The organism is Actinomadura sp. NEAU-AAG7 (assembly GCF_018603865.1).
Classification (GTDB): domain Bacteria; phylum Actinomycetota; class Actinomycetes; order Streptosporangiales; family Streptosporangiaceae; genus Spirillospora; species Spirillospora litoris.
Genome location: NZ_JAHFZY010000004.1, coordinates 491942 through 508517, shown reverse-complemented (window position 1 = coordinate 508517; position 16576 = coordinate 491942). Strand labels below are relative to the sequence as shown.

Here is a 16576-nt window from a genome sequence, read left to right as displayed (position 1 = left end):
CCAGTGAATCCCCCCTTGGTCAGTGTGATCGTTCCCGTTTACAACTGCCGCGCCACCCTCGGTGAGGCGCTGGGGTCGGTCGTCGAGCAGACGATCGACCCCGGTCTGGTCGAGGTCGTCGCGGTGGACGACGGGTCCACCGACGGGAGCGGCGACGAGCTGGACCGGCTCGCCGAGGGGCGGCCCGGGTTCACCGTCGTCCGGCAGGCGAACTCGGGCGGCCCCGGCGCGCCGCGCAACGCGGGCATCGAGCGCGCCCGGGGCCGGTACCTGTTCTTCCTGGACGCCGACGACCGGCTCGGCCCCGAGGCCCTGGAGCGCATGTGCGCGGTGGCCGAGGAGCAGGGCACGGACGTCGTCGTCGGCCGCTACGTCGGCATCGGCCGGGGCGTCGCGCGGTTCACCAAGAACATCGCCCGCGTGGGCGTGGACGACCCCGACACCGACGTCTACGGCGCCTCGCTGACCACGCACAAGCTGTTCCGGCGCGAGCTGCTGGAGCGGCACGGCATCCGGTTCCCCGAGGGCATCCTCGCGGCGGAGGACAAGGTCTTCACCGCGCACGCGTTCCTGCACTCCTCCGGGGTGTCGGTCGTGGCCGACCACGACTGCTACTACCTGGTGGAGCGCGAGGACGGCAGCAGCATCATGCAGGCGGGCGGCGGCTGGCCCGAGGTGTTCCACGGCGAGGTCGCCCGCTCGATGCTGGAGCAGGTCATGGCGCACCGGGGGCCGGGCCCGGCCCGCGACCGGATGCTCGTCCGGCACTTCGAGCTGGAGGTGCTGTACGGGCTCGACCGGCGGCTCCTCACGGCCCCCGAGGACGTCGTCGACCGGGTCATGGACGGGATGCGCCGCCTCTGCGAGGACTTCCTCACCCCCTCGGTCATGATGCGCATGCGGCCCCGCTACCGCGTCCTCGCCCACAGCGTGCGGAGCGGGCGCCGGGAACTGCTGATGCGGATCATCGAGCGGGCGGCGGCGTCCGAGCCCGTGCCCCTGCTGGTGGACAAGGCCCGCGCCTACGTCGCCTACCCGGGGTTCCGGGAGCCGGGCGCGTCCGTGCCCGACACCTACTTCGACGTCACCGACCGGCTGCGCGTGCGGCGGAGCCTGACCGCGCTCGGCTGGGACGGCGACCGGCTCGGCCTCGGCGGGACGGCGGTCGTGAGCCGGCTCGACACGGCCGGTCGGACGATCGCGCTGCTGCTGCGCGACAAGAGGTCCGGCGGCGAGCACCGGGTGCCCTGCGAGGCAGGCGAGGCAGGCGAGGCCGGTGGGGACGACGGGGACAGCGGTGACGACGGGGGCGGCTTCACCGCGGCCCTCGACCCGGGGACGGCGGCATCGGGTTCGCCGCTGCCGGCGGGCACGTGGGACCTGCACGTCGAGGTCGCGCACGACCGGCTGGTGAAGGAGGGTCGGCTCGGCGCCGACCGCGCCGAGGGCGTCACCGCCCCGAAGCCCCGGTTCGTCGTCTCCGGCGGCGGGGTGGGCGCGTCCGTCACCCCGTTCTTCACCCAGGGCTATGACAACCTGTCGCTGACCGTCGTGCCGGGCCCCGCCGCGCTGGAGAAGCTGCTGCGGGTCGAGGCGGTCGGCTGGGACGGCCTGCCGCGCCTGCTCGTCCGCGGGTCGGTGCCGGTCTCGCCGGCGTCGGCGGCGCACGTCGGCGTGGCCGTCCGGCTGGAGGCACGCGGCGGCGGGGACACCAAGGACGCCGAGATCAGCCTCCTCCCCGGCGCGGAGCGGCTGGAGTTCACCGCCGTCACCGACCTGCGCGGGCTGGCCGTCGGGCGCTGGGACGTCCACCTGGAGTTCACCGTCGGCGGCGAGACCGCCCGGATGCGCGTGCCCGTCAGGGCGGGGCAGCCGAAGGTCCCGCCCGTGCCGTGCGCGACGCTGGGGCTGCGCCGCGCCTCGTTCTACCGGACGGGCGGCGGGAACCTCGCCGTCCACATCGTCCCGGGGAGGGTCACGGCGCTGGCCCGCTCGGCGGGACGCCGCCTCACCCGGAGGTAGCCGCGCCCTCCGACTCGGCCGACTCGGCCGGCTCGGGCTCCTCGGGCTCCTCGGGCCCCTTCGATTCCGGCTCCTCGGACTGCCCGGGCCCGACCGGGGACGCGGCGGCGCACGGGCGGCGCGGCGGCGGCAGCAGCGCCAGCCCGAAAGCCACGCAGGCGAACGGGACGGCGGGCAGCACGTACCGGTAGTCGAAGTCGGCGGTCGCGGCCGGGATCACCAGCAGCGCGAGGCTCGTCCCCCACGGCAGCAGCGCGCCCGTCCCCCAGTGCCGGACGGGCCCGAGCACCCGCCACCGCCCGCCCGAGCGGACGTGGGGCAGGGCCGCGACGAGGCCGCCGAGCAGCAGGATGCCGAGGAAGGTGCCGGGCATGGCCATCCGGTCCTGGTAGCCGCGCATCCTCCCGGCCCAGGGCTCGACGACCCTCGGCTCCCCGCCGCCCGGGTCGTACCGCGCGGCGATCACCGCCTGCTTCTCGGCCCACGCCTCGCCCTCGGGGAACTCGTACTGCAACCACGTCCACGGGGTGGGGTAGGGCTTGCGCTCCCACTCGAACGACCGGAAGGTGTCGCGGACGACGACGCGGGCGTAGTCGCCGGGCTGCGCCTTGATCGCGTCCATGGCGAACTCGCTGGCGAGCTCGTTGCCGGTCGGGCCGGTGATCCAGCCGGGGATGTCGCGGAACGCCGAGTCGCGCGTCCACATCGCGGCGAACGCGGGCGACATGCGCGGGTCGCTGTTCTTCGGGCACATGACGGCGAGTTCGGGGCGCGGCTTGATGACCCGGCAGTCGGCGAAGTCGGCGGTGCGCCCGTACAGCCAGACCCCGCTCGCCTTCGCGAGCCCGTACTGGCCGTACTCCGCGTGGAACCACGCCATGTAGCCCATGATCGGCAGGCTGAACGCGACCACCGTCGCCGCGCACGCGCGCCAGCCCGCCCGGCGCAGCAGCATCGCGACGAGGATCACGGCGACCAGCGGCAGCCCCGCCGACCGCGTCAGCGCCGCCCACGCCGCGAAGAACCCGGCCAGGGCGCCCAGCCACCAGGTGAGGCGGCGCCGCCACAGCGCCGCCGTGACCGCCGCGAGCAGCAGGAACGTGAACAGCGAGTCGGACATGAGCATGTGCTCCAGCGCGACCTGGTGGACGGGCAGCAGCACCGGCAGCGTCAGCGGGGCCGCGATGAGCCCCGGGACGTACCGGCGCCAGGCCCAGCGACCGGCGTCCCCGTCGGGGCCGAGGGGCCAGGCCGCCCGCGCCGCGCGCCACACCAGGACGTACACCAGCACACCGGTCAGGACGCCGATCGCGTGCTGCACCGACACCATCACCGTGAAACTGTGGAACGGCTTGATCAGCCACAGCGTGAGCGGGTAGCCGCTCGGGCGCGTCTCGCCGGGCCGCAGGTCGATCGCCGCCCGCAGGTACCCGGGCGAGTCGCCGAACCACATCGGCGCCGGATAGCCTTTGACCGCGACCACCCGTATCCACACCGCTACCGCGAGTACACAGGCGAAGGGCAGGTGGGCCACGGCGGAACGGCCCGCCAGACCGGCTTTCTCGCGCACTCCGAAAGCCTACCCAGGGCGGGACGCCGTATCGCGCCACCCTCCGTCCGCCGCGCGTTCACCACCTCCTCGCCGCAAGACTTCGTCAAGCGAACACCGGGTTACGGTGCTTGGGACAGCGAGTGGATCACGACTCGGAGACAATGGCCGGGTCCGTATCCGGACAGCGGATACGATCGTCAACGGCCGAGAGCGCCTGGGCACGAAACGACACCGCCGGGCGCGAAAGAAAGGACACCGATCCATGGCGAACTTCACGCTCGACGACGTTCGGCAACGGACGTACAAGGCGCGTGACGCCTGGTGGACGGTCCTGCTGGTCGATCCGCTCGCGGCCCGGCTGGTGCGCTTCACCGCCAACCGCACCCGCGTGACGCCCAACCAGCTCACCGTGGGCGCGCTCGTCCTCGGGCTGGCGGCGGGCGCCTGCTTCACGGTCGCGTCCTGGCCGTGGCTGCTGCTCGGCGCGCTGCTGTACCACCTGTCGTTCACGCTCGACTGCATGGACGGCAAGATCGCGCGGCTCAAGGGCACCGGCTCGGTCTTCGGCGCCTGGCTCGACTACATCTTCGACCGGGTGCGGGTGCTGGCCTGCGCGATCGCGCTGATGGCCGGGCAGTACGCCGCCACCGACAACGTCGCCTACGTGTGGACGGCCGTCGCGGTCGTCTTCCTCGACATGCTCCGCTACATGGACGCGCTGGAGATCTACAAGGTCCGCTCGCAGATGCGGGTCACGCTGAACGCCGCCCGCGAGGAGGCCGCCGAGCTGGAGTTGGCCGCGCGCCGCGCCAACGGCGAGATCGTCGACGCCGCCGAGGTCGGCGCGGACCTGCGCTCGGCCGAGGGCGCGCTCGGCGAGGACCCCGAGGCCGACATGGAGAACCGGGTCGTCGCCGACGACCCCGCGATGGCCATGATGCGGCAGGGCTTCGAGCAGAAGTTCCCCTGGTACGCGCGGATCCGCAACGCGCTGATGGCGGGCCGCATCCGCCCGCACCTGATCAGCGGCATCGAGTTCCAGATGGGCGTGTTCATCATCGCGCCGATCGCCGCCGCGATCGTGCCCGGCGCGGTGATCCCGGTGGTGGTGGCGAGCGCGGTCGGCATGCTGGCCTTCGAGCTGGTCATCATCTACAAGTTCTGGCTGGCCAGCCGCGACTACAGCCGCAGCCTCGCCAAGCTGAACGACGCGATCGAGGGCTACCGGGCGCAGCTGCCCGCCGAGTACCGCGAGACGGCGAACGCGGGCGTCGGCAGCTCCGGCTGACCTCCCCGGTCCTGGACGAGCAAAGTCCCCGTGGAGCGCGGCTCCACGGGGACTTTGCTCGTCCCCAGACGACTTCCGGCCGGGTCTCAGGCGCGGGTCAGGCCGTGCGGGCCTGCCGGGCGGCCTTCGGCGCGCCGGTGGCGGCGAGCATGTCCGTCCACTGGCGGCACACCTCGTCCAGCCCGTAGGCGGCGCGGACCTGGTCGCGGGCGAGCAGCCGGTCCTGCTCCCAGCGGCCGAGCGACACGGTGGCGGCGATGGAGGCGGCCATCGCCGGCGGGTCGGCGTGGATCCAGCGCCGGTCGTAGATCGTGTCGGCGCCCGGCCAGTTCAGCAGCACCGGCACCGCGCCGGCGGCCATCCCCTCGGCGGGCGCGAGGTGGAAGCTCTCGTCGTCGCTGGTCGACAGCACGAACCCGATGCGCCGCAGCCAGGACGCGACGTCGCGGCCGTAGGAGTCGAACACGACCCCGCCCGCCAGCAGCGGCGAGCGGCGGATCCGGCGGAACACCTTCTCGTAGTGCTCGCGCTCCTCCTCCTTCTGCCAGATCCACCAGTACTCCCAGGGGAGCTTGGTCTTGATGAAGAGGGTGAAGCGGGGGTCGTCGCGGCGCAGCTCCTCCAGCGCGTCCAGCGCCAGGTCGAGCCGCTTGCGCGACGGCGCGATGCCGATCATCCCGAGGTGGTGCTGCGCGCCGGGCAGTTTGGCCCGGTCGAGCTGCTGGTCGTCCACCCAGTTGGGGATCGTGGTGACCTTGTCCGCGGGCCAGCCGGTGATCTCGCGGGTGAGGTCGGCGTAGTGCGGGCTGACGCAGATGATCTCGTCGACCGCGTCGATGTCGAGGTGCTGCGGCCAGCGCGCGTACAGCTCGAAGCGGTGCAGCCGGACGACGAGCCGCTGCCCGGGGCGCTTGCGCTGCGCGAACCAGATCGCGTTCGGGCCGCACCACTCGCAGACGATGACGTCCGCCCAGTCCACCAGCTCCTGGCTGCGCTCCTCGTCGTGGACCTTGAGCGCCGCCCAGTGGTCGACGCGGACCTCCATGTCGGGACGGGACTGGAGGTAGTCCAGCAGCCTGCTGAAGAACTTCAGGTCGTGGCCCGCGACGCCGACGCGCAGCCGCCGCCCCTCCCCCGCCGCAGGCCCGGCGGGCGCGGCGGGCGCGGAGGACACGGCGGACGCGGCGGGCGCGGAGACGTCGCTGAGCGCGTCGGCCGGACGCACGCCGACGCGCTCGTGCTCGACCGCCGCCGCGAGCACGCGCGGGGACGGCTCGGGGAAGGTCCGGGCGAGGTGGCCGCGCAGGCGCGCCGCCGCCGCGTCCAGCGTGAACTCCGCCGCGGCGGCGCGGCACCGCTGGACCGCCAGCGTGAACACGTCGGGGTTCTTGCCGATCAGCGTCAGCGCGTCCAGCACGTCGGTCTCGGTGGAGGCGAACAGCGGGTAGTCGGCGCCGAACAGCCGCTCGTGCATCGGCGTGCGGTTCATGACGACCGGGACGCCGAGCGTCCCGCACTCCAGCACCTTCGTGGACAGCTCCAGGCTCGCGTCCATCTCGGGGTGCCGCCACGACAGGCCGACGTCGCAGGCGGCCGTCAGCCGCATCGCCTCGGCGCGCGGGTGCCCGCCGTGCCAGATGACGCCCTGGCCGCTCTCCAGCGCCGTGCGCATCCGGGTCGCGAACCCCGGGTCCTTCGGGTCGTCGTGGATCTTGTCGCCGACCATGTGCAGCTCGGCGTCCACGCCCCGCATCGCCAGCAGGCGCGGCAGCGAGGTCATCTCGTAGGTGTTCCAGCGCGGCGCGAACTTGCCGGTGTAGGCGAGCTTGAGCGCGCGGCCGTCGGGCGCGCCGTCGGGCCGGGTCGCCAGGCCCTCGGGCAGGACGACGACGGGCGGGAACAGCACGCTCTTGCCCGCCGTCGCGGGGACGGCGCTCTCCAGGAAGCCGCGCAGCTCCTCGGTCTGGCAGAGCAGCACCCGGGAGGCGTCGGCGATCCGGCGCAGCTCGCCCTTGGACGCGCCGTCGAACTCCCCGGCGGACTGGGGGACGTCGGTGAGGTAGGTCCACATCCGTCCGGCCAGCGGCCCGGCCGACAGCTTGCCCGCGAGGCGGCGGCCGCGGACGACGATCAGGTCGAACGGGTGTTCCTCGTCCACGCGGGCGAGGACCGCGGCGGCGGCCTTCGCCGGCATGCCGCCCTCGAAGGAGACCATGCCCTCGGCGTGCGGGCTGCGCACGGTGACCTCGGGCAGCGCGCGCAGCGGGTCGACCAGCCGGCCGGTCCGGACGGGGGCCTTGAGCACCAAGGTCACCGCGCAGCCGGCGCGGGCCAGCGCCTGGACCATGCCCTGGGCCCAGATCGCCGAGCCGTCGATCAGGTTGAGATCGACGTCGCCGTAGACGAGGGCGCGAGGTCGCACAGGAGTTCCTTTCAACGGGCGGTCCCGGAGGGCGTTGGGGGTCCCCCCACGGGTGACTGGGCCGGGGTGAGCAGGTCGGCGAGGCGGCCGGGTGCGGTGACGGCGGCGTCCCAGCGCAGGCAGGACAGCGTGGCGGGCGGCGCCTCCCCCCACAGGACCAGCGGGAGGCCGCGGGCGGCGGCGAGTTCGCGGACGTCGTTCAGCGCGCGGTCCCGGTCGTACATGCCGGGGACGCCGAGGTAGGCCCAGGGGCCGCCCGGCTCGCCCGCCGCCGCGTCCACGACGAGGAGGTCGACGTCGGCGGTGTCGAGCACGATCGAGGCGTCGTGCGGGTAGAGCCGGACCACCTTGGCGTGCTCGGCCAGCGTCGCCGCCGCGCGCGCGCCGAGCACGCCCGCGATGACCAGGCCGTCGTGCGGCGCCGCGATGAGCAGCCGGTCCTCGGGGCGGTCGATCCGGTCGAGCGTGATCCGCTCGCCGTCGCCCGTGCCGCTCTCCGACACCGGGACGTTGCGCTTGCGCCAGAGCCGGTACAGCTCCTTCGGCAGCCGCACACCGCGCCGCCTGGGGTTGCGCGCGGCGCCCGCGACGAGCCGTCCGAACTGGAGGGTCGTCGAGGTCTCCAGCGCGGCGAGGCGCCGCTCCAGCTCCTCGACGCGGGACTCGCGCTCGCGGAGCGTGGCCCGCAGCCGCGCGACCTGCCGGTTGGCCTTGGCGTCACTCACCGAGGAACTCCATGATCACATCTGCGATGCGGGGGCCTGCCTGGCCGTCCCACAGCGGGGGCCTGCGGTCCCCGGCGTCCTTGCCTTCGCTCTCCAGCGCCTTGCGGGCCGCCGGGACCAGTTCCTCGAACGTCACGAGGCGGTTGGTGCCGTGGGTGATGGTGATGGGCCGTTCGGTGTTGGGCCGGACGGTCAGGCACGGCACGCCGAGGATCGTCGTCTCCTCCTGGAGCCCGCCGGAGTCGGTGACGACGGCGGCGGCGCCGCGGACGGCGGCGATGAAGTCGATGTAGCCGAGTGGTTCGAGGACGTGGACGCGGGGGTGCTCGTCCAGCCCGGCGGCGATCAGGTTGGCCCGTCCGCGCGGGTGGACGGGGATCACGACGTCGGCCAGGTCGGCGACGCCGTGCAGGTGCTTGACGAGCGCGGCGGCCGTGCCGGGCGCGTCCACGTTGGCGGGCCGGTGCATGGTCGCCAGCACGTACCGCTCGGGCAGGTCGTGGGCCGCGCGGACCTTCGCGGTGTCGAAGCTGTCGAGGTTGGCCAGCAGCGTGTCGATCATCGGGTTGCCGACCAGGTGGGCGCGGCCGACCGGGACGCCCTCGTTCGCCAGGTGGCCGATCGCCTCAGGGCTGGTGACCAGGCACAGGTCGGAGAGCTGGTCGGTGAGGCGCCGGTTGACCTCCTCCGGCATCGTCATGTCGAAGCTGCGCAGCCCGGCCTCCACATGGGCGACCGGGATGTGCAGCTTGGCCGCGACCAGCGCGGCGGCGATCGTCGAGTTCACGTCGCCGTACACGATGACGAGCGCGGGTGAACGGCTCGTGAACTCCCGCTCCAGCCCGATCATGAGCGCGGCGGTCTGCTCGGCGTGCCCGCCCGAGCCCACGCCGAGGTTGACGTCGGGCTCCGGGAGCCCCAGCTCCACAAAGAAGATCTCCGACATCCGCTCGTCGTAGTGCTGGCCGGTGTGGACCACCGCCTGCTCCGCGCCGGCGGCGCGCAGGGCCGCGATCACCGGGGCGGCCTTGACGAAGTTCGGCCGCGCCCCGAGGACGTGCACGATGGGTGCCAACACAATTTCCCTTCTGTTCATCGGGGTTGCCTACGCTCGCCCGCCGTGCTCAGAAAACCCGTCTACCTGCTGGGACTCACCTGGCGCCAGCTCCGCGACGACCCGGGGCGGGCGCCCCGGCTGGCCGTCCGGCTGCTGGCGCGGGTCGCGCCCGGCCCGCTCGGCGGGCGGCTGCGGCGCTCCCGCCTGGCCGTCCCGCGTCCCCGCGGCGTGCAGCGCGAGGCCGGCGAGCTGCGCGCCCTGCTGGCCCGTACGCCGCCGCCCCCCGCCGTGCCCCCCGGCATACCCGTCCCCCCCGAGCGCGCCACCGAAGGGCCGCGCGTTCTCCAGTTCGTCACCAACGCCCTGCCGCGCACGAACGCCGGATACACCGTGCGCACGCACCGGCTCGCCCTCGCCCAGCGGGAGCTCGGCGCCGACGTCCACGTCGTGACGCGGCTCGGCTACCCGCTCAGCCAGGGCATCGGCGACACCCGGCCCCGCGTGGAGGTCGACGGCGTCCCCTACCACCGGCTGATCCCCTGGCTGCCGCCCGGCAATCCGGTCCGCGCGGTGGACAAGGGCGCCGACCTGGCCGGACGCCTCGTCTGCGAGCTGCGCCCCGACGTGCTGCACGCGGTCAGCAACCACCTGAACGCGGCCGTCGCGCTGGAGCTCGGGCGGCGGCACGATCTGCCCGTCGTTTACGAGGTGCGCGGGTTCCTGGAGGACTCGTGGCTCTCGCGTGACCCGTCCCACAAGGAGACGGACGAGTTCTACCGGCTCACCCGCGAGCTGGAGACCCGGCGCATGGTCGAGGCCGGCGCGGTCGTCACGCTGGGCGAGGCGATGCGCGCCGAGATCGCCTCCCGCGGCGTCCCCGCCGAGAAGATCTTCACGGTGCCGAACGGCGTGGACGAGGCGTTCCTCCAGCCGCTGCCCGACGCCGCCGACCTGCGCGTCTCGCTCGGCATCCCGGCTGACGCGCCGGTCGTCGGCCTGACCTCGTCGTTCTACGGCTACGAGGGCATCGACACGCTGATCGACGCGGCGGCGCTGCTGCGCGAGCGGGGCACGCCCGTCACGCTGCTGCTGGTCGGCGACGGGCCCGAGCGCGGCGCGCTCGAACGGCGCGCGGCCGGGCACGGCGTCCACGCCGTGTTCACCGGACGCGTGCCGATGGATGCCGTTCGTCGCCACCACGCCGTCCTCGATGTGTTCGCGGTCCCCCGACGGGCCGACCGGGTCTGCCAATTGGTCACGCCCCTGAAGCCGATCGAGGCGATGGCCGGGGGGATCCCAGTAATAGCAAGTGATGTCAAGGCTCTGCGCGAAATCGTGGAACCGGGCGTAACGGGCACGTTAACAGTTCCGGAAGACCCGGAAGCATGGGCCATTTCGCTGGAAGAGCTCATTTACGCTCCAGAAAGACGCCGGAAAATCGGGCAGTCGGCTCGGGAGTGGGTGAGGGCGGAACGCACGTGGCGGGCCGTGGCGGCCGGCTACCGGGCGGCGTACGCCATCACATAGAACTCGCGAAGGGAGCCGGGCATGGATCTGGTGGTCATCGGACTCGGCTACGTGGGGCTGCCGCTGGTGCGGGAGGTCTGCCGGGCCGGTCTCGAAGTCGGCGGCCTGGACCGCGACGCGCGCGTGGTCGCCGGGCTCAAGGCCGGGCTGTCGCACATCGACGACGTCTCGACCGCCGAGGTCGAGCAGATGAACGAGGCCGGATTCACGCCCAGCCTGCACGAGGACATCCTGGACGGCGCGCGGACGGTGGTCATCTGCGTCCCGACCCCCCTCTCCGAGGAGGGCGGGCCCGACCTGACCGCCGTCCGCGGCGCCGCCGAGACCGTCGCCCGGCACCTGGAGCCCGGCATGCTGGTGGTGCTGGAGTCGACCACCTACCCGGGCACGACCGACGAGGTCGTCCGCCCGATCCTGGAGAAGTCCGGCCTGGTCGCGGGCGAGGAGTTCCACCTGGCCTTCTCGCCCGAGCGGATCGACCCGGGCAACCCCGTCTACGGGGTGCGGAACACGCCCAAGATCGTCGGCGGGCTGACCCCGGCGTGCGCGTCGGCCGCCGCCGCGTTCTACGGCAAGTTCGTCGAGCAGGTCGTGGAGGCCAAGGGCACCCGCGAGGCCGAGATGGCCAAGCTGCTGGAGAACACCTACCGCCATGTGAACATCGCGCTGGTCAACGAGATGGCGGTGTTCTGCAACGAGCTCGGCATCGACCTGTGGGATGCGATCGACTGCGCCGCGACCAAGCCGTTCGGCTTCCAGGCGTTCCGTCCCGGGCCGGGGGTCGGCGGGCACTGCATCCCGATCGACCCGAACTACCTGTCGTACAAGGTCCGCTCCCTCGGGTACCCGTTCCGGTTCGTGGAGCTGGCCCAGGAGATCAACGACCGGATGCCCCGGTACATCGTGGAGCGGGCCCAGCAACTGCTGAACCGCGAGGGGCGGGCCCTCAAGGACGCCAGGGTGCTGCTCCTGGGCGTCACCTACAAGGCCGACATCGCCGACCAGCGCGAGTCCCCGGCCCGTCCCGTCGCCCGCCGCCTGGCCCGCCTCGGCGCCGACCTCAGCTTCCACGACCCGTTCGTGAGCGAGTGGCTGGTCGAGGGCACCGAGGTCCGGAACGCCGGGGACGACCTGCCGGCCGCGCTCGCGGCGGCGGACCTGGTGGTCGTCCTGGCCGACCACGCCGCCTACGACGCGGCGACGCTCGCCCGGCACTCCCGGCTGCTGTTCGACACGCGCGGCCGTACGAGGGATCTGCGGAGCGAGACCGTCGAGCTCCTCTGAAGGGCGGTTCCGGGGGTTGTGTGGGGGGCGTCGTCCCCCGCACGGGGCCAGAAGGAACGAGGTCGTTCCCCCACCGAGGGTGATCTGCCTGGCGTTGGCCACCTTCTGGACGGCGGGGATTCATCGGCCATTTCCATCGCCACCGAAGACTCGGCCACAAGGCGATAATTCGGCACGTTGCGGAGTGAGTGGAATGCGGGTCTGTGTTTGCACGATCGTGCATCATCCGGAGGATGCGCGCATTCTGCACCGGCAGATACGCGCGCTCCTGGACGCCGGCCATGAAGTCACCTATATTGCACCATTTCGGTCATGCAACGTGACGCCGTGGCGCGAGATCAGCCCGGTGGACGTGCCCCGGGCGACGGGGCGGCGGCGCCTGCGCGCCCTGCGCGCGGCCCACCGCGCCCTCGCCGAGCACGCCGCCTACGCCGACCTGATCCTGCTGCACGACCCGGAGCTGCTCGTCTCGATGCCGCGCTCGGTGCGCGCGCGGACGGTCGTCTGGGACGTCCACGAGGACACCGCCGCCGCGCTCACCGCCAAGGGCTGGCTGCCCGGCCCGGCGCGGCCCGTGCTGCGCCCGGCGGTGCGGCGGCTGGAGCGGCGCAGCGAGCGGCGCCACCGGCTGCTGCTCGCCGAGGAGGGCTACCGGACGCGGTTCCGCGAGGAGCACCCGGTGGTGCCCAACACCACCTACGTCTCCGACCTGCCGCCCGGCCCGCCCGACGGCCGCCGCGCCGTCTACGTCGGGCACCTGTCGGCCGCCCGGGGCGCCTTCGACATGATCGAGATGGCCCGGCTGCTGGCCCCCGAGGGGATCATGGTCGAGCTGATCGGCTCCGCCGACGGCGACGTCCGGCCCGCGCTCCGCGAAGCGCAGCGCGAGAACCTGCTGCGCTGGTACGGGTTCGTCCCCAACGACCGGGCGCTGCGCATCGCCGAGGGCGCGATGGCCGGGCTGGCGCTGCTGCACGACGAGCCGAACTACCGGCACTCGATGCCGACCAAGGTCGTGGAGTACATGGCGCGCGGCGTCCCGGTGGTCTGCACGCCGAACCCGCCCGCCGTGGAGATCGTCGAGCCGTCCGGCTGCGGGCTGGTCGTCCCGTTCGCCGACCCGGCCGCCGCCGCCGAGGCCGTCCGCCGCCTCCGGGACGACCCGGAGATGCGCGTCGGCATGGGCAAGCGCGGCTACGAGACGGCCCGCGCGCGCTTCCACTGGCCCATCCAGGCCGAGCGGTTCGTCGCCCAGCTGGAGACCTGGGCGGGGCGCTCGCCAGCGCTCCGGCCGACCACCGACCCGGCGCCGGTCACCGAGTTCTGACGCCCCGGGATCAGGGCCGGGCGGGATGCCGCAAGCGGTAGGCGATGCGGGCGGCGGCGCCCGGCGGGCGGTCGGTGTCGACGACCACGATCACGCGGCCGACGCGCAGCGCGATCGTCCCGGCGGTCGGGCCGAGCTCGTAGGCCTCGTCGCCGAGGTCGCGGCGCGGCCGCGCCTGCGCCTGGGTGGAGCGCAGGGCGTCCAGCAGCCGCCCGGCCGTGCCCTCGTTGGGCGCGACCCAGCGGACGCTCACGGTCAGCCCCCGGATGATCGGCTCCTTCCCGGGGTCGGGTGTCCCGCCGGGGCTCGCGGACGGCCCGCCGCTCCGCGTGCCGCCGGGCGAGGGCTCGCCGCTCCTCCCCGGCCCCTTGCCCCCCTTGCCCTGTTTGCCTGACTCGCCCTTCTTGGGACGGCCGGGCTCGGGCGGCTCGTAGGTGCACGACACCGCGTGCGGGAGCTTCACCGACCCGACATGGGCGCGGGTCGGCCTGCGGACGTAGGCGTCGAGGTGCTCCTTGGCCAGGTCGGGCCTGCTCAGCAGCTCGCACGCGTCCGGCCAGTCCGACTCCGGGACGCCGCCCAGCTCCGCGGGGCCGGTGCCGGTGGCCCCGCCGCGCAGCGCCGCCAGCCGCGCCCGCCCCTCGGGACGCGGCGGAGACTCGGCGTAGGCGACGTAGAGCAGCCCGCCCGCCGCCGCCATCCACGGCCGGACGCCCGGCAGGTCGGGATCGACCGCGAGCGGCGCGGGCGCCGTGGTGGCCGCCCCCCGGTCCGGCGAGACGATGTCGACGCCCGCCGGGAGCAGCGCCTCCGACAGCCGGGGCCGCAGCGCGTAGATCCGGTCGCCCGCCTGCGCGAGCGCCGCGTACGCGGGGACGGCGCGCCGCCACACGAGGGCGCCGGAGGAGACGTCCACCGCCTCCATGCGCGCCGCCGAGTCCCCGTACCGCTCCTGGTCGCCGTTCTCGTCATCGGTCGACCGCTCTCCCTCGCCCCCCTCGCCCCCTTCGCCTTCTTCGTGGCGGGGCCTGCGCTCGCCCTCCGGATGGTGGACGACGACGAGCCGCCCGTCCGCGATCACGGCGGGGCACATCTCGTCACCGCACACGGCGTCGCCCTTCCAGGCCGCGAGCAGGGAGCCCTTCGGGCCGAACGCGCGCAGCGCCGTCCCGTCCGAGGCCAGCGTGACGCCGTCGAGCATCGCCACCTCGGGCGACTCCGGGGAGCCGAGCGTCCGGTCGAAGACGACGCGGCCGGTCGCCGGGTCCAGCGCCAGCAGCCGGCTGCGGCCGGGGCAGTCCAGGGCGAGCGCGGCGAGCTTCTCCCGGGCGTCGGAGGGGTGCGCGGCGCCCTCGAACAGCCGGCAGCGCCCCGGCAGCCGCCGCTCCCACACCCGCGCGCCGGTCTCGGCGGACCGGCCCGACACCGTCCGGCGCTCCTCGTCGGTCGCGAGCGCGACCCCGGCCCCGGCGGGGAACCGCAGCGTCGCCCGGGACGCGGCGGCGGGCCGCTCGCCCTCGCGGCGCCACAGCAGCCCGCCCGACAGCGCGTCGAATCCGGCGAACAGCCGCTCGCCGCGATGCCCGTCCCGCTCGAAGTAGGCGATCAGCCGGGACCGGGTGGAGGCCCAGCCGAGCAGCGTCCACCCGGAGCGGCGGTAGCTCCAGCGGCTGTCGCCGGTCCGCGCGTCCCGCACCTCAAGGCCGTCGCCCGAGGCCACGATCACCTGGCCCTGCGCGACGTCGTAGGCGACACTGTCGTATCCGGCGACCGGGCCGTGGTGCATCGGGGTCGTGCGCTCCCAGCTCGCGGTGAGCGGCCCCGGCGGCGGCCCGATCGCGGCCTGCGGGGCGACCGGGTCGGCGGTGACGGTGTGCCGCACCTGCCACCACTCGGCGTGCAGGACGAACCGGTCGGTCAGCACGGTGCACAGCGCGATCGCCACGGCGCCCGCGACGAGGCCGAGCGCGAGCCTGATCCTGCTCGCGGGCCCGGACCGGCCGCCGGTCCGCTGCCGGCTCCCGACCACGACCGCGCCGCCTCCTTCCCCTACTGTGCTCTTTCGTGCTCCCCATATGGTGCGGGAAGACCAGTCCAACCATGCCGTGTGGCGGGCGCACGCGCGACACGGCCCGGGCAGAAGGGGAGGAACCGTGGAGGTCTTCGCCCACTGGCGGACGTGGGACGAGGCGCGCGCCGCCCTCACCGCGTCCGGTATCGACCTTAATCGTCTGGAGAAGGCCGCCCTGGCCGCGCGGCGCTGGCACGGCGACCAGACACGGCCGACGGGCGTCCCCTACGTCGAGCACCTGCTGGAGGCGCTGGAGGTGCTGGTGCGCGGCGCGGGCGAGACGAACCCCGCGATTCTGGACGCGGCGCTCCTGCACGACGTCGTCGAGGACACCCCCGCCACCCTCGCCGACATCGAGGCCGAGTTCGGCGACGAGGTGACGGAGCTGGTCGACTGGGTCACCAAGCCGCCCGCCGGGGGCGCGGGACGGCAGGCGAGGCGCGCCGCGAAGTCCGCCTACCTGCGGCGGCTGCGGGACGCCCCGCGCGAGGCGGTCGTGGTGAAGCTGGCCGACCGGGCGAGCAACGTCCAGCGCCTCCACCAGATGCCGCCCGACTTCCAGCGCCGCTACTACGCCGAGACCGTGACCTACATCCTGCCGCTCGCCGAGGGCGAGCCGTGGTTCGCGTCCTGGTACGCGTCCTGGCGGGAGGAGTTCGCCCACCTGAGATGACCGGGCGGTCGCATGGGCGGGATGATTACGGACATGGAACGCGAATGGGTGGTCGAGGAGAGCGTCGCGATCGGCGCGGACTCCAGGGAGGTCTACGCGGCGGTCGCCGATCCGCGCCGGATGCGCGAGTGGAGCCCCGAGGTCTTCGCGGTGTGGGTGCGGGGCCGGGCGGTCGTGCCGGGCCTGCGGTTCGTCGGGTTCAACCGCATCGGCTGGCGGCTCTGGTTCACCAGCTGCCGGGTGACGGCCGCCGTCCCGGGCCAGGCGTTCGCGTTCCGGGTGTCGAGCTTCGGGATGCCGGTGGCGCTGTGGGGCTACCGGGTCGAGGACATCGGCGGCGGCTCCACCCGGCTGACCGAGTACTGGGAGGACCTGCGGCGCGGCGGACGCGGCGCGGCGTTGGTGTCGGTGCTCGGGCGGCTGTTCACCGGTGTCCCGGCCGCGCACCGCGCCGAGGTCAACCGGGCGGGCATGCGCGCCACCCTCGACCGCATCAGGACGGGCGTCGCGGGGTAGTCGGCAGGTGGGCGGGCCGCCCCCCGCCTGGGCCGGATGTCCGGTCCCCCCTTAACGTCGGGGGGAGCGAATAAGCTGTCTCTTTCGCCCCCGCCGGGGCGCCGGGGGCGGT

12 protein-coding genes are annotated in these 16576 nt (G+C 73.9%); 7 read left to right on the top strand and 5 right to left on the bottom strand.

The genetic code is table 11. The features are described 5' to 3' along the window. The first annotated feature begins 3 nt into the window (after window positions 1-3). Window positions 4-2022, top strand: a complete 2019-nt coding sequence (locus tag KLI87_RS21360; RefSeq protein WP_308166101.1) for a glycosyltransferase family 2 protein — start codon at window positions 4-6, stop codon at window positions 2020-2022. Here KLI87_RS21360 and KLI87_RS21355 read toward each other — a convergent pair. Further along, entirely contained in the window at window positions 2009-3592 is a 1584-nt protein-coding gene (locus tag KLI87_RS21355) for a hypothetical protein (RefSeq protein ID WP_214618382.1), read from the bottom strand. The genes KLI87_RS21360 and KLI87_RS21355 overlap by 14 nt on opposite strands. A 244-nt stretch (window positions 3593-3836) precedes the next feature. On the opposite strand from KLI87_RS21355, the gene KLI87_RS21350 reads away from it, so the two are divergent. Continuing rightward, window positions 3837-4862 (top strand): CDP-alcohol phosphatidyltransferase family protein, encoded by a 1026-nt coding sequence (locus KLI87_RS21350; protein ID WP_156215688.1) that lies wholly within the window; start codon window positions 3837-3839, stop codon window positions 4860-4862. 97 nt (window positions 4863-4959) lie between these two features. On the opposite strand, the gene KLI87_RS21345 is transcribed toward KLI87_RS21350, so the two are convergent. From KLI87_RS21345 to wecB, 3 genes are all read right to left on the bottom strand, one after another. Then, the gene (locus KLI87_RS21345; protein WP_214618601.1) at window positions 4960-7209 is read right to left on the bottom strand and encodes a glycosyltransferase; all 2250 of its coding nucleotides are present in this window, start codon (window positions 7207-7209) and stop codon (window positions 4960-4962) included. An 86-nt stretch (window positions 7210-7295) separates the two neighbouring features. After that, entirely contained in the window at window positions 7296-8009 is a 714-nt protein-coding gene (locus KLI87_RS21340; protein WP_214618381.1) for a hypothetical protein, read from the bottom strand. Next, the gene (gene wecB / locus KLI87_RS21335; RefSeq protein WP_374225466.1) at window positions 8002-9105 is read right to left on the bottom strand and encodes a non-hydrolyzing UDP-N-acetylglucosamine 2-epimerase; all 1104 of its coding nucleotides are present in this window, start codon (window positions 9103-9105) and stop codon (window positions 8002-8004) included. Before wecB ends, KLI87_RS21340 begins: the two co-directional genes overlap by 8 nt. Window positions 9106-9129: 24 nt before the next feature. Here wecB and KLI87_RS21330 point away from each other — a divergent pair, with 24 nt between their 5' ends. The 3 genes from KLI87_RS21330 to KLI87_RS21320 all read left to right on the top strand — a co-directional run bounded on the left by KLI87_RS21330 (window position 9130) and on the right by KLI87_RS21320 (window position 13204). Next, entirely contained in the window at window positions 9130-10593 is a 1464-nt protein-coding gene (locus KLI87_RS21330) for a glycosyltransferase family 4 protein (protein ID WP_308166100.1), read from the top strand. Window positions 10594-10614: 21 nt separating this feature from the next. After that, entirely contained in the window at window positions 10615-11877 is a 1263-nt protein-coding gene (locus KLI87_RS21325; RefSeq protein WP_156219504.1) for a nucleotide sugar dehydrogenase, read from the top strand. Between the two features lie 193 nt (window positions 11878-12070). After that, entirely contained in the window at window positions 12071-13204 is a 1134-nt protein-coding gene (locus KLI87_RS21320; RefSeq protein WP_156219505.1) for a glycosyltransferase family 4 protein, read from the top strand. Window positions 13205-13214: 10 nt separating this feature from the next. On the opposite strand, the gene KLI87_RS21315 is transcribed toward KLI87_RS21320, so the two are convergent. Next, complete coding sequence (locus KLI87_RS21315; protein ID WP_214618379.1) at window positions 13215-15233, bottom strand: PQQ-binding-like beta-propeller repeat protein; 2019 nt, start codon at window positions 15231-15233, stop codon at window positions 13215-13217. A 124-nt stretch (window positions 15234-15357) separates the two neighbouring features. On the opposite strand from KLI87_RS21315, the gene KLI87_RS21310 reads away from it, so the two are divergent. Both KLI87_RS21310 and KLI87_RS21305 read left to right on the top strand, forming a co-directional pair. Next, on the top strand, window positions 15358-15948 hold the full coding sequence (locus KLI87_RS21310; protein WP_214618378.1) for an HD domain-containing protein: 591 nt from the start codon (window positions 15358-15360) through the stop codon (window positions 15946-15948). Window positions 15949-15981: 33 nt separating this feature from the next. Beyond that, window positions 15982-16464, top strand: coding sequence for an SRPBCC family protein (locus KLI87_RS21305; RefSeq protein WP_214618377.1), 483 nt, complete (start codon window positions 15982-15984; stop codon window positions 16462-16464). The last annotated feature ends 112 nt before the right edge of the window (window positions 16465-16576 follow it).